We start from the raw sequence: 23,849 nt of genomic DNA on the forward strand, positions 1-23,849 counted from the left end.
TAATAAAGATATTACTATTATGAGCATAGGTTTCAGATTAACAACAAAGTGCAAAAATATCTCTTCCTTTCAGGAATCTTTGGATGCGGTTGCAGCCCGGAACAATATATCTGCCAGCCATACAGAAAACTATTCTGAGTTATCTCTTTGTCGTTTGGGAAATATATTCTTTAATTATGAACCGGAAGGAGATGAGATAGTTATTGCAGGCGATTGTCAGACTAATCTGCTGGGAGCGGGTTTTCACAAATACGCTACAGAAATTGCCTGTGAACTGATACGACAAAGCGAACTTTCTTTTGAGGTGGAGGATGATACGGAGTATTACGAGCACAGAGATTTTGAGCGGATGCGTTCCGAGCATTTCTATCCATGGTTGAAGGCTATTATGAAACTTTGCTGCGAACGTATGGAACAGGGATCTGATATGTCTGCTATCTGTTGGGACCACAATAAGTACATACCTCAGGGTGTGAAAGGAACAGTTGTTTCACCTTTCGGACGTATTAATCCGTATCATTTCATGGAGCGAATAGAAAACGAAGGCATTGAAACACTGGCAAATGAGTTTTTCATGTGGAATAATGAAGAACGTGATGCTCAGTTCTATCGAAATATTGCCTTGAGTGCCTTGTGGGAGGATTGTTATTTCATGCCTTCCGCCCGCAGTGATGCAGATGAGGAAATCAATGCCTTTATTATCGAGAATCTTGAGAAAGCTGTCGAAATGGATGATTCCCTTCCTTTTCCGAAAGAAGATTACCTGTTGCTTTGCCGTTTAGCGGAGCAAGAACCGGTAGATGTTTCTTTCTTGCCGGACTATGTGCATGAATTTCCGATAGGTTACCGTAAAGGAAAAGTAACGTATAAACTGGGGAATCTCAGTTTTGATCTTCCGGGTCATTACCTCTATTTTGAAGAAGAAGATTCCTGTGGTTATTATGATGGAGTAGATGAAAACTGGCATGTGGTGCGTACGCTGGCTTATTCCATTCCTGATGATGAGGTGAACTATCTGGAAGATAATGAGAATGTACTGGTTGAGGAGAAATTCTTCAATAACGGTAAATGCAGGCTTTACGACTTGGATGGCGAAGAGGATGGAAGCGACAGTGAATATGTGTGCCAATGCCAGATTATCACCGAACATCAATTTACCCTTTTCACAATCTCGTGTGAAGGAAAAGGAGAAACTATGGCTTTCTCTACAGACTTTGTCGAACATCTGACTGCAAGCAAGGAAGATAAGTATGACAAACTGCTTGAACAGATAGAGCAATGGCATACGGACGATGAGGAGCAGAAGATAGTGGATGCCATTCTGGCAATTCCCGAAGAAGAGTGGAATGCAGAGTTAATAGGTCTTCTGGCACGCGCTTATAATAATCAGGAAGAGTATCTCAAGGCCATTGATTACCTTCTTACTGTAGAAGAAGAAGATAAAGACGCACTTTGGTTCTATCGTCTGGGATATGCTTATTATTATATGAATCAGTTGGAAAAGGCACAGAAAGCTTTTGAACATTCTTTGGAGTTGGATCCGGATGATGACGATGTGAAGGAATTCATAGATTTGTGTAAAAGCGGAGAATCGCCCTACAATCCTGAAATGTATGAGGCCGAAGAGATGGATGCTCTTGAAGCTCATATCGACAAGTATTTCGGTAAATCAAAGAATGTCTTCCATGAAATAGCCTCACCCGATATTCATGTGGATATTTATATTATAGAGCCCACGCGCAAGAGGAATTACTATACATTGATTACCGGCGGTATGGGTGCTCACCAGATGAATGTGCCCCAAGAACTGGCGGAATATAAATTGGAGCGTGCGGAGCTGGTGATATACCTTCCTGCCGATTGGGATGTCTATGATCATTCGGAAAAGAATTACTGGCCATTGCGTTGGTTGAAGATACTTGCTCGCTTGCCGATAGGAGAAGACTCCTGGCTGGGCTGGGGGCATACAGTGCCGAATGGTGAACCCTTTGCCGAAAATACCCGCTTCTCAGGTATAATGCTGATTAATCCTGAAAATGTGAAGAAAGGTGCGGATGTTTGCCAGTTACCCAATGGTGAGGAGGTGAACTTTTATCAGGTAATTCCGCTGTATGAAGAGGAAATGAATTTTAAAGTTACCCATAATGCGGAAACGCTGTTAGGGAGAATGAATAAAGTAAGCCCAGTAGTAGATATTCATCGCGCGAGTGTTTGCGAGTAAGTTATGAGCTACGAGCTACAAGCTACGAGTGGCTGCGCTGTCACGCCGAAAGGTACTTGTAGCTCGTAACTTGTAGCTTCTCTCAATTTTCGGAAACGAAAGTAGTGACAGAGCGTGCAGGAATAATTGCCAATTGTTTCTTGTTTAGTTTCTTGATGGGTAGTAAGTCTTCACCCGGTATATCGGAGGTACGATAGCCTTGCCATGATTTGACTTTCGGATCATTCACACGGAACGTACACTCTTGCTCCTGATCAGCATAGTTGATAACTACCATCACCCATTGTCCGTTCGTGTTTCTATAGGCGGAGCACATAAGACCTTTCTGGTCGGTATCTCCTTCAGGAATAATCTGTCCGGACTTATCAGTTGCCGTAATAGTCATACGTACAGTGCCTGGTCGTATGAAGCGGCTGTAGTTTCCTAATATCCACATCAATTTAGAGTCTTCTACTCTTCCATCCTGCAAATCCGGATTCGTGTATTCACGTATCAATCCATCTTTGTAGTCACCGCCTATGGCTCGCCACCATTGCCAACTACGCGCCCCTGCATAAACAATATCGTGGTGAATGATACGTGCTACATAAAGCGCTGTTTTCATGGTACGGTCAAATCCTCCTCCACCACCAATTTCTTCGTCATTTCCCATGATGCAGGTTTCCGTTTGCCAGAAGTCAACCTTGTATTTATCTAATGTATCACGCAATTGGCAACGGTAATCTCTCAGGCTATTGAGCGGTGTATTTGTCCAGTAACTATGTCCTGCGATGAGGCGCGATACGTTCGGGGTATTTCCCAGATAAGTATCTACACTGTCTGGTGAGAAGAAAGACTGTATTTCGTATCCGCGCTCGTGATTAGTCATGTGGGTAGAGAACATACAACGGTAATCCGATGATTCACAGATGGTGATTTCTGTGTCAATCCCTTCCTTTACGAATTCTCTACTGATGAGGCGTACGGCACGTGCTATCTCTTTTTTGGTGGCTGGGGTACCTTCCTGTTTCGGACCTATCCAGTTCCAGTGACCATCCGGTTCATTGAAAGGCGAAAGGTAATCGAACTTGATGCCATCCTTCTCCTCCACTCCTTTTATCACATTTGCCAGGAAGCGGGCGAAGTCTTCATAATGTTCATCTTTCAAGTTAAGTGTACCGTCGCGTCCGGTATTGGTAGCAAGTCCGTTTTGGGTGAAGTAGACAGGAGGAGAGTTAAGAAATGCCAGGAATTTATTGACTCCCCGTTCTTTTGCCAACCGCAGGAAATTGCACTGGCCTTGCTGCTTGTCCCAGTTATAACTTCCGTCCGGCTGTAAGAAACATTCGGTGCGCATCCAGGGAGAACCTATCTGGCTGTCTTCTCCTTGTTCCGTACTTCCCGCACCTACATTGAAGCGCCACAAGGAAAGCCCGATTCCTTTGGGCTTTCCGTTAGCATCATTTTCTGTACTGAATAACCAGTCTGCTACTTGATTTTGCTTCTCTTGAGGCCATTTGCCAATGATGTGCATGCTCCAAGCATCCGAAGCACTGAAATGCTCCATGACTTGCAGTGGCTGTTCCTGAATAATCTGATAGTTTATATTAGCTTGTGGCGAACACGAAGTAGTTATTGCTAAAGCGAGTAATAATACTTTGTATCTCATCATTTTCTGTTTTATATATTAGAGGTTATTCAACATTCAAAAGAACTTCTGTTCCTTGCAGGAGCGGTGAAGTGAACTTTACACGAACCTGTCCTTGTTCACCGGTGGTCTGTATATAGGCAAGCAAACGGCCGTGATAGGCACGATGATGATTATCTGTATAATCGCTCATATCGCTGTTATTGGAACCTTCGAGCCCTAACAGGCGTACCGGACCTTCGATAGTGCAAGTGATATCATTGTCTCCAAGTTTCACGATTGTACCATTTTCGTCAACGATTTCTACAATGAGATGTGCCGTGGCACGGTCGCAGGAAAGAGTAGTGCGGTCTGCACTGACCCGAAGGGCATAAGGACGACCGGAAGATTGAATCGAATAGCTTGAAGCAATATTTCCGTTGGTATCGCAGCCTTCAGCTTTCAGTTCGCCTACCTGATAGGGAATATCCCAGTAAATGATACCACTCTTTTCATCATAAGGCTTCATGTCGCCTATTACTTTCCCATTGAGCAACAGACGTGCTTGCGGTGCATTTGTATAGCAAACTACGCGTATTTCTTGACCGGAATCATAGTTCCAGATATCCCATGCATCGGGTGATAGGAAAGTGCGTTTGGAGTTCTTGAATCTGGCTTGTATGGGATAAGTGCCGATATAAGTAATCGGTTTCTCATTCCACAGTGAAGCACGGAAATGTCCGCGAGGCTTGGGGAAGCTACCAAAATCGAGCAATCCGGTGTAGAGCCCTCGGGAAGGCCATGCTCCCGACTCACCAAGATAGTCTGTACCTGTCCAAATAAACTGTCCGAAGATGAACTCTTTATTCTTAACCGCATACCAGGCATCAAGTCCTGAGCCATTTTCACTACCGTAAATGATGCGTTTAGGATAAGTGGCATGGTCTTCATCATAACGGTTTTCTGTATAGTTATATCCCACTACATCAACAGCATCAGGATATTCTGTTTCATTGGACATCACGACACCTGCCAGAGCTCCTGTTACAGGACGAGAAGTATCGACAGCACGTACGCGGGCTGCCAGGCGTTTGGCTATCACTCCGATACGCATGGCGTCGGGTGCATCGGGCTTATAGCCACCAAACATAGGTTGGTTGATTTGTGCTCCATCAAGAATAGGATGGGAATAGGGATCATTCGGGTAATCTACTTCATTGCCGATGCTCCATAGGAATATGGACGGATGGTTACGGTCACGACGTACCATATCGGTAACATCCTGTTCAATCCATTCTTCAAAGAAGTCAAAAGAGCCATCAAAGCCCGGTTCACCTTTATTCCATCCTTTGATCCATTTACGTTTTGGGAATTCCCATTCATCGGAAGCTTCATCCATGACAAGCAGACCTAATTGGTCGCACAAATCGTATACAATAGGAGCTTGGGGGTTATGGCTCATACGGATGGCATTCACTCCTATCTCCTTGAGATTATTCAAACGGCGTTCCCATACTTCCGGTGGCACTACGGCACCCAGTACGCCGGCATCGTGATGCAGACATACTCCTTTCACTTTCATCCAGTTACCGTTCAGTGCAAAGCCCTTATCAGGATCAAAGTCCAGTGTGCGAAGTCCTACATTGGTTTCACAACCGTCAATGCGCTTTCCATTACTGAGCAATTCAGCTTTCAGTGTATAGAGGTAGGGATCATTCAGGTTCCAGCGGTGAGGCTTAGTTACTTTCAGTGTGAGGGTTTCTTTGGTGACACCTTCTTTCCCGTCGGAAACGCGAGTACGGCATTGTGCTACTTGCTTGCCCGCAGCATCGTATAGTGTAGCAGAGAACTCAAGTTTATCATGGGTAGCTATATGTTTTTGTACTTCCATATCAACGGCTATGGTGGCCTGTCGGTCAGTCAGAGAAGTAGCATACCAGCCTGTGCCCCATTGTGCAAGATGTATTTGGGGGGCAGCAATAAGCCATACGTCACGATATATACCCGATCCTGTATACCAACGGGAATCAGCATAACGGCTATGGTCTACACGTACGCTCAATACATTGTCACCTTCTTTCAAATATGGGGTCATATCGTAAAGGAACGAGATGTAACCATTGGGGCGTTTACCAAGCAGGTGACCGTTCAGATAAACTTCACTACGGTTGTATACTCCTTCGAAGTAGATGTAATGGCGTGCGGCATTGTCAGTGATGTTGAAATGCTTGCGATACCAGCCTGTTCCACCCGGTAGGTAGCCTGTACAGCTGGCCAGTGAGGGTGACAATTGTCCTTCAATGGACCAGTCGTGCGGCAGCCTGAGTTTACGCCACTCGCTGTCGTTAAAAGCAGGGTTTACGATGGTTGAATCATCAGTCAATCGGAAAAGCCATCCGTCGTTGAACTTTGTGGCTTCTCCGAATGATACTTGTGCTTGCCCCGGATAGGCTGCAAGCAGGGCTGTTACAAAAATAGCCAATGTAAATATAGCGTTTCTCATTGGGGTGATTATTTAAGATTATACACTACTGTCGTTACGCTTTCTGCCTCCAAAATTACAGATTCTCCGCCGGATATGGTGGTTTCTGTCAGATTTTTATTGCTTGTAGTGGTATAGGTAGTAATGGAGGTAGCTTCGTTACTCCATCCTTCGTGCGTTTCGCTCAAACGGACGTTCTTGTTGGACATGTTGGTGAAGACAGCTACTATTTTGTCTTTTTGCGGTGCTATCCATGCCGAACCAAAGAAGTTGAGCGATTCGGTCAGGGTCATGTTGATACGTTGGTAACCGGGGCGGATGAAACGGCTATAATTACCCAATACCCAGAGTGTGGCTGTGGGCTGGAAGGTACCTTCTTGTTCAATATTTGCATTATTGTCGTCAATCCCGCCACCAGGTACGAGTGATATCAGCAAGAAGCGGTTTTTATGTCCCCAGCGGGCTACGTCCATAGAAGTCCAGTAACTCCATGAGGATACTCCTGCTACCGTGAGGTCGTTATGTATCACTTTCGACATGTAGAATGCAATATCCATTTCTGTGGCATTATCATAGCCTATGAATTCTGTGTTGCTGTAGTTGTCTCCCAGCATGCTCCATTCGCTTTGCCATACGTCGATGTTGTATTTTTGTGCAGCTTGTGCTACTTGTCTGCGTACGCTACGCATACCGTCCCAAGTACCGTCGGTCCAATAGCTGTGTCCGCAGATAAGGTTCTTCACATGACTCAGGTTTCCTACATAAGATGACGCTCCGGGTGTGAAGAAGGCTGATAATACGTTGCTGCGATTGGCGTCATCTTTGGTTTTATAGAGATATTCCCAGTCACCCGATTCACCCAGTAGAATGTCAGTGGTCAGGTTGCGTTCTGTGAGTGCTTGATCCAATTCGCGTGCCAATGCAGCTACTTCATCATTGGTCCATCCACTGCCTTCCTGACCGCCATCCCAGTTGTACTGTGGCTCGTTGACGGGCGATATATGTGTTACAGGATACCCTTCGGTTATGTAATGTTCCGCTACGTCGGTCATGTAGGCGGCGAAATCGGTATAATGTTCGGTTTTCAGGTTGGATACGCTTCCCCGATTAGAAAAACCTTTGCCGTTATAAGTGTATTGTACGGGCGGGGTATTGCTGAAGAGTACGATGCTTTCGCAACCGAGTTCTTTGGCGCGGTTGAGGAAGTAACGTTGGCCTTCACACCGTGTCCAGTCAAGTTCCAGATTATCTGTCAGGTAGGATTCGGCACGGCGTGACTTATCAGTGATACCACTTGCATCGCCTTGACCGGCACTTCCGCCACCCAGATTTACACGCCACATGGAGAGACCTATGCCTTTAGGACTACCTGCCTGTATTTCTGATGAGAAAAGCAGTTCGGTGATTTTGTCACGGCTTCCGGTCCAATACTTGCCTACGTAGGATGGTGTCCAGCAGTCAGATGCTCCGAATCCGGCAATGGTCTGGTAGGTACGTCCGGCATTGATGGTAACCAATTTCTCGACACTTGTGCCGGGCTGTTCCGGTTCGGGTTCCGGAGAGCCGGGGGTGTCGTCGCTACAGGCTGTGAAAGCAAGTAGTAGAGAAGAAAAAATATAGTGCTTGAATTTCATGATATTTGTTTTATAAAAACTGCCGCGAATAATCCTGTGAACTACCCGCGGCAGAAAATATGGAATTAACCTATTGAAGAATTTACCACTGTAACAATCTGTTTCCTTATCCGGAAGGGATTAATTCCAGCCCGGATTCTGAACAATTGAACCATTGGACATAGTAATCTCGTACAAAGGAATGGGGAATACCATGTCGCGGCTCTCATCAAAACTGATACCTTTGGTGCTTGCTTCACCTTGGTTTTCCCATTCATAGAGGTCACGAGTAGCAGCATCAGTATTATATTTTACGAAAGTACCATTGGCTCCCAGCAGATTGGAAATGACTTTCTTGCCATTATCATCAGTCCAACGGCGGATGTCATAGAGACGGTTTTGTTCCCACGCCAATTCCAAGCGACGTTCCAGACGGATGGCTTTGCGAAGATCGTTACCGCTGGATTTTACATCGGCCAGATTTACACGGTTACGTACTTCATTGAGGTATTTACGCGCTGTGGCATCATCATTCAATTCGTTGCAGGCTTCAGCATACATCAGCAATACATCGGCGTATCGCAGGATACGGTGATCCAAAGGAATCTTGTCTATATTGTACACTTCCGGACGTTTGTCGATGGGTACGAAATATTTCCGGACGATACGTGCAGACTTATGTTGTGCCGGGTCGATTATATAACAATTGGGATCCCAATTATATTTCTCGATATAAGTCTTGTAATTGGCCATGTCTTTACTGTTCTCGATAAATTTATCAAAGTTATCTTCTCCGGCAATTTCGGTACATCCGCTTTTGATGATAGTCCAACGAAGGCGTTCGGTATCACCTGCATCGATATAGGCCTGTTCCAGATTGGCGGTAGGTTGTCCCCAAGACCATCCGTCGCCGGGACCGTTACGTGCACCGGTGATTACTGTCAATGCACCACCTAAAGAATAAGTACCGTCATACATGTATTGTACTTCGAAGATACCTTCCTCGCTGTTGTTATGGTCAACGCTCCACACATCACCAAAGTTTTCAAGCAGTTTGTATTCTTTGCTGTCGATGACTGTTTTCAGCACATCGTGTGCTTCTTGCCACTTTTCCTGATAAAGATAAACTTTACCCAATAGTCCCAGAGCGGCGCCACTGGTAGCGCGTCCCATGTCGGAGGCTGCGTATTCACTGCGTTTCGGCAGTACTTCAGCAGCAGCTTTCAGATCGTCTTCAATGAATTTATATACCTCTTCGGCAGAAGCACGGGTGATACCTTGTATTTCTTCGGGCAGCAGGAAGCTCGTAACGAGAGGTACGCCACCAAAGTTCCTCACTAGCTCAAAGTAGAAATATGCACGCAGGAATCGTGCTTCTCCTGTAAGGCGGTTCTTCATATCTTCATCTGAAAATTCAGATTGTGAGATACGTTCTACGGCTACGTTACAACGTAAGATACCTTTATAACGGTATTGCCAGAAGTTTGAGATGGCACCGTTGCTTTGACCTGTACCCTGATAATGTGCCAAAGAGATATAATCGCTTTGGCTTTGTGAAGTATTTCCCATCCAACCGTCATCGCTGCACATTTCGGAAAGCAACCATACGGTATTAATGTTCCACCAACCACCAAAAGTGATAGCTTGGTAACAACCGGTGATGAATGACTCGGCTTCCTCTACGCTCTGGAAATAAGTATCGAGGTTTTGTTGCCCGCGTACTTCCTCGGTCAGGAAGTCCTCGCAAGAGGTGAATGTCAACGAGGCAATCAATGTCAATATTGCTAATATCTGTTTCATTGTTGTCAAGGATTAAAATTTAAAGTCAATACCAAATAAGAATGTACGTGGATTAGGATAGGCAATGCCATCGATACCTGTCTCGATTACACTTCCGTTATTTCCAATCTGCGGACGTTCAGGGTCCATACCCGAATAACCGGTGATGGTGAACGGATTTTGTGCTGAGAATGAAAGTCGCAACTCTGTTCCGCGCAACAGTTTCTTGGGCAGAGTATAACCTATTTGTAACAATTTGCAACGCATGTATGAACCATCTTCTACAAAGAAACTTGATACACGTGTGTAGTTCTGATTCAAATCATTGTATGACAAACGTGGAATATCATTGCTGGTACCCTCGCCGTGCCATGCTTTTTCCAAAGTACCTGCCCAGACGTTTTGTCCGCTCACACCTGAATACAATCCTTTAGTCTTATTGAAAATATCATTACCGAAAGTACCGTAGAAGTTAGCTGTGAAATCGAAGTTCTTGTAATTGAAGCCCAAATTCAAGCCTACCATAAGATCGGGATAAGGATTACCGATCCATGTTTTATCGTTTTCGTCCAGTACACCGTCATGATTCAAGTCCTTGAAACGGATATCACCCGGTTGTGCCTTATCTTGTACCAGCTTTCCGTGTTCGTTGGTGTGTGCATATACTTCGCTCCAGTTTTGGAAGATACCGTCGGCTACATAACCGTAGAATCGTGAAATCAAACCTCCGTCTTCGTTACGGATAATCTGGTCGCTGTTGAAACCTCCGGTTTGGATAGGGCCGTCACCTGAAAATTTGATAGCCTTGTTTTTCACAGCCGAGAGATTCAAACCTACATTATAGGAGAAGTCAGATACCTTGTCTTGCCAATTCAGACTCAATTCCCAACCGCTAGCTTTCATACTACCGATGTTCATCCATACGGTACTATTCCAGTCGGGATAACCGATAGCGAAGATATTCTGTTTCTGATAAAGCATGTTGCTGGATTTCTTTTGGAAATATTCAAAAGTTACACCCAAACGGGAATTAAGAAATGACATGTCTACACCTACGTTCCAGTCTTCCACGGTTTCCCATTGCAACTGATTGTTTCCTACACCTGATATCATGGTACCGGGCACACGGCCGGGAGTTGATCCGAATACATAATCCGCCTGTCCCAGTAAGGTTAGGGTAGCGTCATTGTCGATATTTTGATTACCTACACGTCCCCATCCACCGCGTAACTTCAGGTTACTGAATACCTTCTGGTCTTGCATGAAGCTTTCGCTGATAATACGCCATGAAGCAGATACTGCGGGGAAGATAGCGTACTTGTTACCTTTGGGGAAACGGGAAGAACCATCGGCACGGATTGATGCCGTCAGGTAGTAACGGTTATCATAATTATACATGATACGTCCCAGATATGAAACTAGCGTACTGTAGGTGGTAGTACCGTCACCTTTCTGATTTTGCGTGCCGGCATTCACTTCCTGCATGATGTCCATGTTATTAGGCACATCATCGCGTGAAGCCTTTGCTTGGAACCATGCGAAACGTTCTGCTGTGAAACCACCCATCACATTGATGTTGTGTTTCTGGGCAAAAGTATCAGAGTATGTAGCGGTATTAGTCCAGTTCCAGTCGAGCCATTCCTGCATCTCACGGGAAACATTACTCAATGTAGACTGTTCCAAAGCATCGATATAGAATTCGGGTGTGAATCCATCTGAGCGGCGGAAATGAGCATTAGCTCCGAATTGCGTACGTAAAGTAAGTTTTTCAATAGGGTTGATCTGTAGGTAGGTATTCACAATGGCACCCATTTCGCGTGAATGACCATTCTGGCGTGATAACGAACCGGCAGGATTCCATTCTTGATTGTTGTAAGAACGTTGGTAGTTGTTAAACTCATTGTCTACCCACTGATCTTGCGGTTTGAACACGGGAGTTGTCGGGTCCATTGACATGGCAGCCGAAAAGAGATTGGGGGTATCATCCCATGACTCTACGCGGGGTGCAATGTCAAAACCCATTTTAATGTACTTGTTGAAAGTATATTCTGTATTGAGGCGGGCATTGATTTTGTCCCAGTATCCGTAATCGTACTGTGAATCATTGCGGAAATAGCCTAAACTGAGGTTATAGACCAACTTGTCATTACCACCGGAAATGTTAAGCGAATAGTTCTGTACCAGGGCAGTTTTATTGATTACTTCGTCCCACCAGTCAGTACCATTAGGATTGGTAGTAGCACCGGTATCATTCCAGATAGAGGTACCTCCATCATTGGTGTAGCGGGTGTTGAACACTTCCTTATATTCAGCCGCATTTGCCACTTTGGGTTTGGATAATGTTTGGAAACCTGCCGATGCACTGAAACTGATGTTTGTTCTTCCAGCGATACCTTTCTTGGTCGTAATCAGGATTACACCGTTAGAGGCACGTGTTCCGTAGATAGCAGCAGCTGAAGCATCTTTCAAAACTTCCATAGACTGTATGTCGTTACTGTTCAGGAAGTTGATATTTGTACCTACCGGCATGCCATCTACTACGTAGAGCGGGTCGGTTCCGTTGACTGTAGTGACACCACGGATCAGTACTTTGGGTTGTGTACCCGGACCACCACCACTAGTAACTTGTACACCATTGATTTTACCTTGTAAGGCATCCATGGCATTACCAGTCACAGTTTCGGTGATTTCTTCTCCTTTAACTGTGGCGATAGAACTGGTCAGGTCACTTTTCTTTACGGCACCATATCCGATAACTACCACTTCGTCCAGCAACTCGGAGGATTCCGACAGCACAACGTTGATGGTAGTCTGTCCGTTCACTTTGATTTCTTGTGTGTCATAACCAATTGTAGAGAACACAAGCACGGCATTCGATGGCACGTTCATTAACGTGTAATCACCGTCGATGCCAGTTATTGTACCTGTACCGGCACCTTTCACTTGAATTGTAGCTCCAATCAGAGGCTCCTTATCGGTAGCTGAAGTTACTATACCTTTTACTGTTACCTGTTGCGCATAGCTACATATGGACAGTAATAAAAGACATGCAATTAATAGTTGCTTTCTCATTTGTCAGACTATTATTAGGTTAATTTACTCGTACTAATTTCGCTCTGCCCAGGTGGGAGTCAAACCAGAACTGGTAGGATCCTGTGGTGGTTACTCTGGGTTTAGACCAGACATCCTGTGTAGTTGTAGGTCCGGTGTACTTTTCATTTTTGAATGTACTTCCGGTATAATAACCGAAGATTTCGGGGTCTTCTGAAGTATCACTACACCAGCGTACAAAGTTCCACCACTGATCTGTATGATAATTGTGAATGATGAAGTTCATAGATTCTCCTCCGGTCAGTGTCACCGGCTCATTATAGAAGAGGTGCGGGTTGGTGGCATCTTGTTTGAAAGAAACAACCTCAGTAGGATTGCTCGATGTCATACCGAACGTAAAGTCCATCATTGTACTACCGCCGTCATTCCATTTGTCCATCGTTGGTAATCCGTATACCATATTTGCAGGCCATGGATCCGTAGCATCTTCGAGTGAATAAGTTTCTATTTCATACGTCTTCTGCAAAATGTTGATATTGATTTTATAATATACATTAGCTTCAGTCAAAACAATAGGTTTGGCAAGCACCGGGTTATCAGTCAGCATGGTTTCATCTGCCGGGTCGATACCGTAGCAAATAGGAGAGAAACTTGTTTTTTGCGGCAAGAAGAAGATTTCAGTATTAGCCTTCTGGCAATAATAGAGAGCTTGGTATTGGTATTCACCTACATGGCCAATGCGCATCGGTACTCCGAATACGTCGCTATTCAGTTCTGCTTCAGTAGCAACATCAGCAAGGTACATCTTTTCAAAGTCCTGTACATCAGTTACAGATACAGTACATTCAACGGTTGAGCTCTTTCCTGTCTTGTCGTAAACAGTGATAGTCATCGGATAATCCTTCTTTTCAGCAGGCATTGTAATCTCAAAGGCATGTTCAAAGGCTTTGCTGCCATCAGCATCCACTTTCAGATTTGTATATTCTTCGATGCCTTCAATGTTAAGCATAAGATAATCCAGTGCGCGATCGTCAGTTACTGAGATATTCATAGTGAATTTTGGGGTCTCACCCTCTCTCAATAATGCAGTAACCATGCTACCGTTTGCAGGTGCAATAGCAAACACAGGATTTTCAAAGTCTCCGTCTAATGTTACCCGTACATCTTGTGATACGGTACGTCCGCCTACGTCTGTTACTGTTACTTTTACTGTGAATTGTTCGCCAATCTCATTAGCTTGGATTTTAAAGTCATAACTCAACTCGTAGGTATCCAGAGGTTTGTCGTAAATCTCGATCAAATCGATTGTTTTGTTGAGATTCAGGTCAGCACATTGCAATTGAATAGTTGAAATTCCATCAGCATCTGTAATGGTTCCTGCAAGCGTGAACGTTCGACCGGTTGCTGTTTGGATGTGGTCGGCAGTCAATGCTATAGAGGGAGCTTGTCCGTCTACATCAGGATAGCCATCGTCATCGCTACATCCTGTAGTCCATAAAGCCAGCGATAAAAATGCCCAGAATAGGGTGGCATTAAAGAAATGCTTCTTCATAAATATTACTTTTAAAGTTAAACAATTGATACATTCTTTACTAAAATATCACTTTTAGGTAATGCAAATGTAAGCTATATTTAGCTTCTCAAACTGTATAAATCTTGCAGTAAGGGGATGTAAATCGTGCAATGAACGATTTGTGTATCTGAAATAGAGATTTTATTTCTATTTTTGAATTGCAATAGAAAACTGATGTCATGAAAAGCAGATTTTTACTTTATTTCTTGTTGATACCTATCCTTTTGTCAGCGCAGCCTTATGCTGTCAGGCAGTTAGGGATAGAGAAGGGATTATCTAATAACTATGTAGTTAGTATAGCCCAGGATAAGGAGGGCTTTCTATGGTTTGCAACCGAAGAAGGTTTGAATAAATTCGATGGAACACGTTTCATTACTTACTATAAGAATGAAATAAGGAACGGATATGGTATTACAGGAAATGAATTGAACTGCCTGTTGGACGATCCGAAGGACTCCATTTTGTGGATTGGTACGCAAAGAGCCGGACTAAATGCCTATGATTATGTAAACGATACTTTTACATTTTATCGGCATAATGAGGCTGCACCTGAAAGCATCATTACGGATGATGTTACCAATATTGTTGCTGCAGATGATGGAAATTTGTGGGTAACTACTTATTGGAAAGGAATAGAATACTTTGATAAAGAAACCGGCCATTTTTCTCATTACAATACTGCAACCGTGCCAGGACTGGCAAGTGATAATATCTGGACTGTGGCCGACGGAGGTAATGGTAAACTGTATATAGGACATGTACATCACGGCTTCAGTATTCTTTCCATAAAAGATAAGAAGGTAAGAAACTTTGTTCATGATCCGAATAACCGGAATAGTTTGCCGGGTAATGAAGTGAGATGTGTGTATAAGGATATGAACCATAATATCTGGGTAGGTACGAATAAGGGATTGGCATTGTTTAATCCGGAATCGGAAAATTTTATTCAGTTTAATTCAGATGGGAATCTTTCACATTATATTTATGACATCCGGCAGCTTGACGGCAATAAGTTGTGGATAGCCATGGAATTTGGTGGAATAGCTATAATGGACTTGTCGCAACGTTTGTTCCTGTTGCCTGAGCAGACCCAATTTCATTATATCAGGGAAGGAGACGATGGATACAGTCTGTCTAACTCAAGTGCGAGGTGTATTTTTCAGGATTCATTTAAGAATATATGGACCGGTGTATGGGGTGGCGGCATAAATTTCCTAAGCTATGAACCACCATTGTTTAGCGGTTATTACTATTCTCCCAATCAGAACTCCATAAGCCGTTTGAATAATAAAACAGCAAGTAGCATTTGTGTGGATAGTCAGGACAAATTGTGGATCGGGACAGATGGAGGCGGAATTAATGTCTTTGATAAAGGCAAGCGGGTAGCTGTTTATCTGGAAGATACAGAAGATATGGGAGGAAATTCCGTATTGGCTTCATTGCGTGACTCGGAAGATAATCTGTGGTTTGGCTTGTTTATGGGTGGTGTGAATTATTACGATGCAAAAAGAAAGATGTTTTATCGGAATTTCCTCAGAGAAATAGAACATGAGGATATCCGTTCGTTCTATGAAGACGATCAGCGTATTTTGTGGATTGGTACCAGTTGTGGCATTTACAAGGTCGATCTGGCTGATAAAAAGATTATAGGGCATTATGAATTTGAGAATAATCTGGTTCGTTGTGTCCTGAAAGATTCCCAAGGACATTTGTGGGTAGGTTCTTTTGGCAGCGGACTGGGAGTGGGGAATAGTGAGTTACAGGATATCAAGCTTTTTAATATTGAGAACCTGTTTCCTTCCAATACTATCAATGCTATTTATGAAGACAGCAGGAAGAATATATGGGTCGGAACAGGAGAAGGGCTGGTATGTTTTTCTTCATTGCCCGATTGGGAATATAAGGTTTACCGTCGTGAAGAAGGTTTGACCAATACTCACATACTTGCTATAACGGAAGATGCTAACCATAATATTTGGGTGAGTACAAATAGGGGAATCAGTTGTTTAGTGCAGGATAAAGGAATCTTCTATAATTATGACCACTGGGATAATGTGCCGATGGGAAACTTTATGAGTGGTAGTGTAGCGCAGGATCAGAATGGGGAGATTTATTTCGGCTCTATTAACGGATTGTGCCATTTTAATCCGGATTTTGTTCTGGCAAAACGTGAAGCTCCTGCGGCTGTCATTACAGAGATGAAGATATTTGCTCCTTTAGGCAATGCGGGAAGCAATGAAGAAGTGGTAGCTATTGACGGACAGTCGAAAGTAAGGCTGGGTTACATGCAGAACAGCTTCAATATCACTTTTAATATACGGAATTATGCGTTAGTCAATCAGGTGGAGTATGCTTATATGCTGAAAGGGCTTGAAGATGCATGGTATACGGTGACGGATCCCAATAGTGTTACTTTCCGTAATATACCTCCCGGCGATTACCATTTTCTGGTAAAAACCCGTGTTAAGAACCAGGAATGGTCCGATGAGGTTACAACGCTGGATATCCATATTGTTCCTCCCTTGTGGCTGACTTGGTGGGCAAAATGCAGCTATATATTGTTGAGTGGTACTATTCTGTTCCTCATTCTTTATGCTTACAAAAAAAAGCTCGACATGGAAGTTCTCTATGATCTGGAAAAGAAGAACCATGTGCGGGAACAAGAATTGAATCAGGAGCGTCTGCGTTTTTATACTAACATCACGCACGAGCTTCGTACACCGCTGACTTTAATACTGGGGCCGCTGGAAGATATGCAGAAGAGCAATTCGCTTTCCAGCAAGGATGCTCAAAAGATATCAGTTATCCATCAGAGTGCGATACGATTGCTAAATCTGATCAATCAGATACTGGAATTCAGGAAGACGGAAACGCAGAATAAGAAACTTTGCGTGGCTCATGACAATATAGCCAATCTGGTGTACGAAATAGGACTTAAGTATAAAGAACTGAACCGTAAGCCGGACATTGAATTCCATATTGAGCTGGAAAAAGACGATATGCCTCTGTATTTTGATAAAGAAGTGGTGACTATTGTTCTAGATAATCTCATTTCCAACGCTATTAAGTATACTGAAAAAGGCTCTATCGGCTTGGGACTACGTAATGTGGTACGGGATAATATCAATTATACTGAAATAAAAGTAAGTGATACGGGTTTTGGCATTACTCCCGAGGCGTTACCCAATATTTTCAACCGTTATTATCAGGAAGGAGGCGGCCATCAGGCTTCGGGTACAGGTATCGGGCTGGCATTAGTGAAAAATCTGGTGACATTGCATGAGGGGGAGATACGGGTGGAAAGTATCTTGGGAACAGGCAGCACTTTCTATGTTTATTTATTGACGGACAATACCTACCCTCATGTATTGCATGCTGACTCACCAGAGAGGACGTCAGTAGATGGAAAGGAAGAAAGAGAGGAAGTTCTGGAGTCAACCTCCAACGGAAAGCGAATATTGTTGATAGTGGAAGATAATCAAGACATCTGTAATTATATTGCTGAATCTTTCTCCGATGATTTTGAAGTGAAAACAGCTGCAAATGGGCAGCAAGGCATGGAGCAAGCATTGAGTTGTATTCCCGATATTGTCGTAAGTGATATTATGATGCCCATAATGAACGGAATTACGATGTGTAAAATGTTGAAAGAAGATGTACGTACCAGTCATATCCCCATTATCCTGTTGACTGCTAAAGACTCTCTGCAGGATAAGGAAGAAGGTTATCAAGTAGGGGCTGATTCTTATCTGACAAAACCTTTCAGTGCTACCCTTCTGCATAGTCGCATCAACAACTTGCTTGAGTCTCGCAAGCGATTGGCAGAGCGTTTTAATACCAATACCCCGCATCACAATATGGATGAGAAACGCGCTTTACTGGCAGACTCCCTGAACAAATTGGATAATGAGTTCCTTGAAAAGATAAACCGGTTGATAGAGGACCGTTTGTCGTCCGAAAAGATAGATATAGGTTATCTGGCTGATAACATGTGCATGAGTAAATCTACATTGTATCGTAAAATGAAGGCATTGACGGGGTTGTCTACCAATGAGTATGTTCGTAAGATAAAGATGCAGTATGCCGAACGTTTATTGCTGGAAGGTCGGTATAATGTTTCCGAGATTGCTTTCAGAGTAGGCATAAATAGTGTGGTTTACTTCCGACAGTGTTTTAAGGAGGAGTTCGGGGTGTTGCCTTCAGATTATCTGAAACAGCCGTAAAGGGGACAGGTGGTAATAATACAATGTGCCAACTTCTTGCCACCGCATTGGCACAGTCGTGCCATGGGCGTGGCAGTGTTGTGCCACTACGATGGCAAAGCTGTGCCACAAGCATGGCAAAAACATGGATATATAGATGAGAGATCACTAACCTGTAGATAGGGGAGATTGCTACCATTCGTAGTCTTCTACGTAAGCATCAAACTCTTGTTTTCCGGTTGCACCGCACTGTTTTAAGATTTTCTGTACGTCCCTTTGTTCGGCAGGACTGAGGAGGCGTTCGCCTTTGCGAATGCGGTAATAGGTTCTTCGGCTGAAGTATTCCATCAGATGGATTATGGCGAGTTGTCTTTGCTTGTGGGGCAGGTTATCAAGGATATCTATGCAGCCTTTGGCATATTGCACTTTTTGACTGGAGCGATAATGGGGACATGCACCCTTCAGTTTAGCCTGGTATTTGGGGCTGATGATTACCCAGTACTCCACGCTGTCCGGCAATTCTTGCTCTACCAGTTGCCGCAGGCAGGTAGATGCTTTGGGACACTGACGGTTGAGGCATAAGGGGTAATTGTAGGGTACGTTCGTAAAATGATGTTCTTCTTCCATGATTGTTTTGTTGTTTCCAAGGCAGTTATCTTTATTCAAAATAGAAGCTCAGTGTTTCTTTTGTGATGACTACGATTGTATTTCATGGCAAAAGTAATCATTATTCGGATACGATTACCCGGATAATGATTACTTTTATCAATTTATTTCTCTTCGAACGTATTGAACGAATGTGGCTGGAGCTCTACATTCAGATATCGGTTGCCTAATTTCAGGGTTATTTTCTTGGCTTCATTGTTGAAATTGCCGGCTATCACTACCTTTTTCTTTTCCGGAGTTTCCACTACCAAAACCGGTGTTCTTCCTTCTGTTGAAGGCTTGTAAGCTATAACGTGTGAACCGGGTGTTACGAACTGGCTATAATGTCTTACAGCATAATACTCCGGTGTAAGAGTTGCCGTACGGGATTTTGAATCAACATGTATCAAAGCATTTTGTTTCCAACCCCAGGGGCTTTCACCGTTATCGCAGAGGGTATTGTTCCAGAAGGTGTACTCTTCGCAGCCATTACCCAGGTAGTGGTTAATCAGATGGAAGGTGTGTTCGCCCGCTCTCCAGTCGAAGGTACCCCCACCGCATTCGCTTTCACTCTGTACATATTTATATTGGGGATACTTTTTGCGGATTTTCGGCAATATCTGTCCGCCTTCCCACTGGAAACCTATGCCTTCGATGCTTTGCGGCATACGCGGGTCGGAAAGTATCTTGTCGACGTAGTCGTAACGGTTCGTATTGAAGGTGCCGAGGTATAGTTTCACTTCCGGGTGATACTTTTTCAGTGTAGGAGCCAGATATTCCACATTAAAGCGCACGGTGCCTTCGGCAGTCCAGGCACAACCGGGATAAGGAGTGTAGCTGTATGCCTCGTTTTGATACATGACCATATCAATAGGAATTCCCTGTTCTTTGTAGGCATCAATGAATTTGCAGAAATAGTTGGCATACGTCTGCAGATAGCGGGGGTCTTGTATCATATAGTCGTTTACAGCCAGCTGTTTGGGGAACACATCTTCACGTTTTTCAGTATTGTCTTCGTAAAGGGCTATGTTCGATTCCGGGGACATTTTATTGGTCTTGTCGCTACGCACCGGGTAGTCATGGTTGATTTTCATCCAGCTGGGAGGAGACCAGGGAGAAATCCAGAATGTCATCCCGGAATTGTACTTTTGTGCCGCACGGATGAAAGGAATGATTGCCAGCTTATCACGGTTAATGTTGAAATACTTCAGTTGGAAGTCGCCCGATACTTCGTCGCAGCTATACCAGTCGCGGGCATAATCGTTCGCATTCATCGAAATTCTTCCTCTTGTGAAGCGTAAATCTCCTTGTGGGGAAAACATTTTTTCTAGAAGGTTATCCTGTTCATCACGGGTGAGTATGTTCAAGGCATCCCAGCACAGTTCGTTGAAGGTGGTTCCCCATGCTTTGAATGTGGTGCCTTCTTCCGTTCCGCTGATTTCTAAGAGCGGAGTCTGTTTAGTACTCAATTGTAACTTTACTTTAGATTGTTGCCAGATGTTGGCTTCTGTGCTGCTCACCCAGTTATAAGTTTGGGCGTAGGTTCCGGTGGCAAAGATGGCTGCCAGACAATAGAGAAATACTTTTTTCATTTTCTTCTTTTTCATGGTAATAAATCTTTTGAATGCAAATTAAGCAAAATAGTTGCTATTACCAGGTGTACAAAAGGCGCAAAAAGGGGGACAAATCAGTTCAAGTGAAGGTTATTTTACTGTCTGACGTTACGTATGGGCATAAAAATACGTATGGGCATAAAAAAAGGAGTACCGCTGTACTCCAACCTTTGTTAACCTTAAATCTAATACTATGAAAAACACAGTGCAAAGATACGGACTTCTGGGATATCTGCAAATAAAACAAATAAAAAAGAGTGTTTTATAACATGTTTTAGTAAAAGTATTGTTTTTGTTAAGGCTTACTAAGGATTTGAGTCCCCTCAGTATTTGTTTTCTAAAAAAGAATTATCTTTGCATGGCTGCGAAAATAAGCTGCACTTTTGCCTATTAATAAATTTATAAAGAACAACTACTGTGAGCGAAGAAGATATTGTCCTTACCCCGATGATGAAACAGTTCTTGGACCTGAAAGCCAAGCATCCTGATGCCGTTATGCTGTTCCGTTGCGGCGACTTCTATGAAACTTATTCTACCGATGCTGTTGTTGCAGCCGAAATTCTGGGAATTACTCTGACTAAGCGTGCCAATGGCAAAGGAAAGACTGTTGAAATGGCGGGATTCCCTCATCATGCATTGGATACGTATCTGCCTAAACTGGTGCGTGCTGGGAAGCGTGTGGCCATCTGTGATCAGTTGGAAGACCCGAAAATGACCAAGAAGCTGGTGAAGCGGGGCATTACGGAACTGGTAACTCCCGGTGTTTCCATCAATGATAATATACTGAATTACCGGGAAAATAACTTTCTGGCTGCCGTACACTTTGGTAAAGGAGCGTGCGGTGTGGCATTTCTCGATATATCTACGGGTGAGTTCCTCACAGCAGAAGGGCCTTTCGATTATGTAGACAAGCTATTGAATAACTTCGCTCCTAAAGAAGTGCTTTTTGAACGTGGAAAACGGGGTATGTTTGAGGGTAACTTTGGAAGTAAGTTCTTTACTTTTGAACTGGACGACTGGGTATTTACAGAGACCACTGCCCGTGAGAAACTTCTGAAGCATTTTGAAACGAAGAATCTGAAAGGTTTTGGTGTAGAGCATCTCAAGAATGGTATTATTGCTTCGGGAGCTATCCTGCAATATCTCATTATGACGCAGCATACCCAGATAGGACATATCACTTCTTTGGCACGTATTGAAGAAGATAAATACGTCCGTTTGGATAAGTTCACCGTTCGCAGCCTTGAACTGGTGGGTAGCATGAACGATGGCGGCAGTAGCCTGCTGAACGTGATTGATAAGACTATCAGCCCTATGGGAGCCCGTTTGCTGAAACGTTGGTTGGTGTTTCCGTTGAAAGATGTGTTGCCTATCAATGAACGTCTGAATGTGGTGGAATACTTCTTCCGTCAGCCGGATTTCAAGGAACTGATCGAAGAACAGCTGCATCTGATAGGCGATCTGGAACGTATTATCTCTAAAGTGGCTGTAGGGCGTGTTTCTCCGCGTGAAGTAGTTGCGTTGAAGGTGGCTTTGCAGGCTATCGAACCTATCAAAGAAGCCTGTATGGAGGCGGATAACGCCAGTCTGAACCGTATCGGTGAGCAACTGAATATCTGTAAGTCCATTCGCGACCGTATTGAAAAAGAGATTAATAATGATCCTCCGTTGCTGATAAACAAAGGTGGTGTCATGAAGTCGGGCGTCAATGCCGAATTGGATGAATTACGCCAGATAGCTTATTCCGGTAAGGATTATCTGCTACAGATACAGCAGCGGGAAAGTGAACTGACGGAAATTCCTAGCTTGAAGATCGGCTACAACAATGTGTTTGGTTATTATATAGAAGTCCGTAATACGCACAAAGATAAAGTTCCGCAGGAGTGGATACGTAAACAAACTCTGGCAAATGCCGAACGTTACATCACGCAGGAGCTGAAAGAGTATGAAGAAAAGATACTCGGCGCCGAGGATAAGATATTGATCCTGGAGACTCAGCTTTATACAGAGCTTGTACAGGCTTTAAGTGAGTTTATTCCTGCCATCCAGGTCAATGCAAACCAGATAGCACGTCTGGACTGCCTGCTTTCCTTTGCCAATGTGGCGCGTGAGAATAACTATATACGTCCTGTTATTGAAGATAACGATGTACTGGATATTCGCCAGGGACGCCATCCGGTTATTGAGAAGCAACTTCCTATAGGGGAAAAATATATTGCCAATGATGTGATGCTGGATAGCAGTTCGCAACAAATCATTATCATTACCGGTCCGAATATGGCTGGTAAGTCTGCATTGTTGAGGCAAACGGCTCTGATAACGCTGTTGGCACAGATCGGTAGCTTCGTACCTGCTGAGAGTGCGCATATTGGCTTGGTGGATAAGATATTCACTCGTGTGGGTGCCAGCGATAATATTTCTGTTGGAGAATCTACATTTATGGTAGAGATGAATGAGGCAGCAGATATCCTGAATAACCTGTCTCCGCGCAGCCTGGTGCTCTTTGATGAGCTGGGACGAGGTACATCTACCTACGACGGTATTTCTATCGCCTGGGCGATTGTGGAGCATATCCATGAGCATCCTAAAGCCAAAGCACGTACATTGTTTGCTACGCACTACCATGAATTGAACGAAATGGAGAAGAGCTTTAAGCGTATCAAGAACTACAATGTTTCCGTTAAGGAGGTGGATAATAAAGTTATCTTCTTGCGTAAACTGGAACGTGGCGGCAGTGAACACTCTTTCGGTATCCATGTAGCAAAGATGGCGGGTATGCCGAAAAGCATTGTAAAACGTGCGAATGACATATTGAAGCAGCTGGAAGCGGATAATCGCCAGCAAGGTATTGCAAGTAAGCCGATGGCGGAAGTGGGAGAAACGCGTGGGGGCATGCAGCTTAGTTTCTTCCAATTGGAAGATCCGGTCCTTTGCCAGATACGGGATGAGATATTGAATCTGGATGTGAATAACCTGACGCCGTTGGAGGCGTTGAATAAATTGAATGATATTAAGAGGATTGTAAAAGGGAAATAGATCGTTTTCCTGAATTCAGGAAAACGAT

The 23,849-nt window shown here is 43.8% G+C and carries 11 protein-coding genes; 3 read left to right on the top strand and 8 right to left on the bottom strand.

Annotated features, from left to right (window positions below; translation table 11 throughout):
• Positions 1-19 precede the first annotated feature (19 nt).
• The gene (locus DW182_RS12175; protein WP_118295690.1) at positions 20-2,221 is read left to right on the top strand and encodes a suppressor of fused domain protein; all 2,202 of its coding nucleotides are present in this window, start codon (positions 20-22) and stop codon (positions 2,219-2,221) included.
• A gap of 82 nt (positions 2,222-2,303) precedes the next feature.
• On the opposite strand, the gene DW182_RS12180 is transcribed toward DW182_RS12175, so the two are convergent.
• The 6 genes from DW182_RS12180 to DW182_RS12205 all read right to left on the bottom strand — a co-directional run bounded on the left by DW182_RS12180 (position 2,304) and on the right by DW182_RS12205 (position 14,304).
• Positions 2,304-3,869 carry a glycoside hydrolase gene (locus DW182_RS12180; protein WP_118295691.1) on the bottom strand — a complete coding sequence of 522 codons (1,566 nt, stop codon included), beginning with the start codon at positions 3,867-3,869 and terminating at the stop codon, positions 2,304-2,306.
• Positions 3,870-3,894: 25 nt separating this feature from the next.
• Positions 3,895-6,330, bottom strand: a complete 2,436-nt coding sequence (locus tag DW182_RS12185) for a sugar-binding domain-containing protein (RefSeq protein ID WP_118295692.1) — start codon at positions 6,328-6,330, stop codon at positions 3,895-3,897.
• 8 nt (positions 6,331-6,338) lie between these two features.
• Positions 6,339-7,943, bottom strand: a complete 1,605-nt coding sequence (locus DW182_RS12190; protein WP_118295693.1) for a glycoside hydrolase — start codon at positions 7,941-7,943, stop codon at positions 6,339-6,341.
• A 120-nt stretch (positions 7,944-8,063) separates the two neighbouring features.
• Complete coding sequence (locus tag DW182_RS12195) at positions 8,064-9,722, bottom strand: RagB/SusD family nutrient uptake outer membrane protein (protein ID WP_118295694.1); 1,659 nt, start codon at positions 9,720-9,722, stop codon at positions 8,064-8,066.
• Positions 9,723-9,734: 12 nt separating this feature from the next.
• On the bottom strand, positions 9,735-12,773 hold the full coding sequence (locus DW182_RS12200) for a TonB-dependent receptor (protein ID WP_118295695.1): 3,039 nt from the start codon (positions 12,771-12,773) through the stop codon (positions 9,735-9,737).
• 19 nt (positions 12,774-12,792) lie between these two features.
• Positions 12,793-14,304, bottom strand: a complete 1,512-nt coding sequence (locus DW182_RS12205) for a hypothetical protein (RefSeq protein WP_118295696.1) — start codon at positions 14,302-14,304, stop codon at positions 12,793-12,795.
• Between the two features lie 200 nt (positions 14,305-14,504).
• Here DW182_RS12205 and DW182_RS12210 point away from each other — a divergent pair, with 200 nt between their 5' ends.
• Positions 14,505-18,548: a hybrid sensor histidine kinase/response regulator transcription factor gene (locus DW182_RS12210; protein WP_118295697.1), complete on the top strand. Its 4,044-nt coding sequence runs from the start codon at positions 14,505-14,507 to the stop codon at positions 18,546-18,548.
• A 171-nt stretch (positions 18,549-18,719) separates the two neighbouring features.
• On the opposite strand, the gene DW182_RS12215 is transcribed toward DW182_RS12210, so the two are convergent.
• Together DW182_RS12215 and DW182_RS12220 are read right to left on the bottom strand one after the other, a co-directional pair.
• A complete protein-coding gene (locus DW182_RS12215) occupies positions 18,720-19,154 on the bottom strand; it encodes a DUF6078 family protein (protein ID WP_118295748.1) in 435 nt (144 codons plus the stop codon).
• Between the two features lie 143 nt (positions 19,155-19,297).
• The gene (locus DW182_RS12220; protein ID WP_118295698.1) at positions 19,298-20,779 is read right to left on the bottom strand and encodes a beta-glycosidase; all 1,482 of its coding nucleotides are present in this window, start codon (positions 20,777-20,779) and stop codon (positions 19,298-19,300) included.
• Between the two features lie 453 nt (positions 20,780-21,232).
• On the opposite strand from DW182_RS12220, the gene mutS reads away from it, so the two are divergent.
• Entirely contained in the window at positions 21,233-23,821 is a 2,589-nt protein-coding gene (gene mutS / locus DW182_RS12225; RefSeq protein ID WP_044154794.1) for a DNA mismatch repair protein MutS, read from the top strand.
• The last annotated feature ends 28 nt before the right edge of the window (positions 23,822-23,849 follow it).

Source organism: Bacteroides sp. AM16-24 (assembly GCF_003471885.1).
Classification (GTDB): Bacteria; Bacteroidota; Bacteroidia; order Bacteroidales; family Bacteroidaceae; genus Bacteroides.

Excerpts from the sequence above, each read along its gene's own strand:
- DW182_RS12215 (WP_118295748.1), bottom strand. The coding sequence starts at position 19,154 with ATGGAAGAAGAACATCATTTTACGAACGTACCCTACAATTACCCCTTA.
- DW182_RS12220 (WP_118295698.1), bottom strand. The coding sequence starts at position 20,779 with ATGAAAAAGAAGAAAATGAAAAAAGTATTTCTCTATTGTCTGGCAGCC.
- DW182_RS12195 (WP_118295694.1), bottom strand. The coding sequence starts at position 9,722 with ATGAAACAGATATTAGCAATATTGACATTGATTGCCTCGTTGACATTC.
- DW182_RS12180 (WP_118295691.1), bottom strand. The coding sequence starts at position 3,869 with ATGAGATACAAAGTATTATTACTCGCTTTAGCAATAACTACTTCGTGT.
- DW182_RS12175 (WP_118295690.1), top strand. The coding sequence starts at position 20 with ATGAGCATAGGTTTCAGATTAACAACAAAGTGCAAAAATATCTCTTCC.
- DW182_RS12190 (WP_118295693.1), bottom strand. The coding sequence starts at position 7,943 with ATGAAATTCAAGCACTATATTTTTTCTTCTCTACTACTTGCTTTCACA.
- DW182_RS12210 (WP_118295697.1), top strand. The coding sequence starts at position 14,505 with ATGAAAAGCAGATTTTTACTTTATTTCTTGTTGATACCTATCCTTTTG.
- DW182_RS12185 (WP_118295692.1), bottom strand. The coding sequence starts at position 6,330 with ATGAGAAACGCTATATTTACATTGGCTATTTTTGTAACAGCCCTGCTT.
- DW182_RS12200 (WP_118295695.1), bottom strand. The coding sequence starts at position 12,773 with ATGAGAAAGCAACTATTAATTGCATGTCTTTTATTACTGTCCATATGT.
- mutS (WP_044154794.1), top strand. The coding sequence starts at position 21,233 with ATGATGAAACAGTTCTTGGACCTGAAAGCCAAGCATCCTGATGCCGTT.
- DW182_RS12205 (WP_118295696.1), bottom strand. The coding sequence starts at position 14,304 with ATGAAGAAGCATTTCTTTAATGCCACCCTATTCTGGGCATTTTTATCG.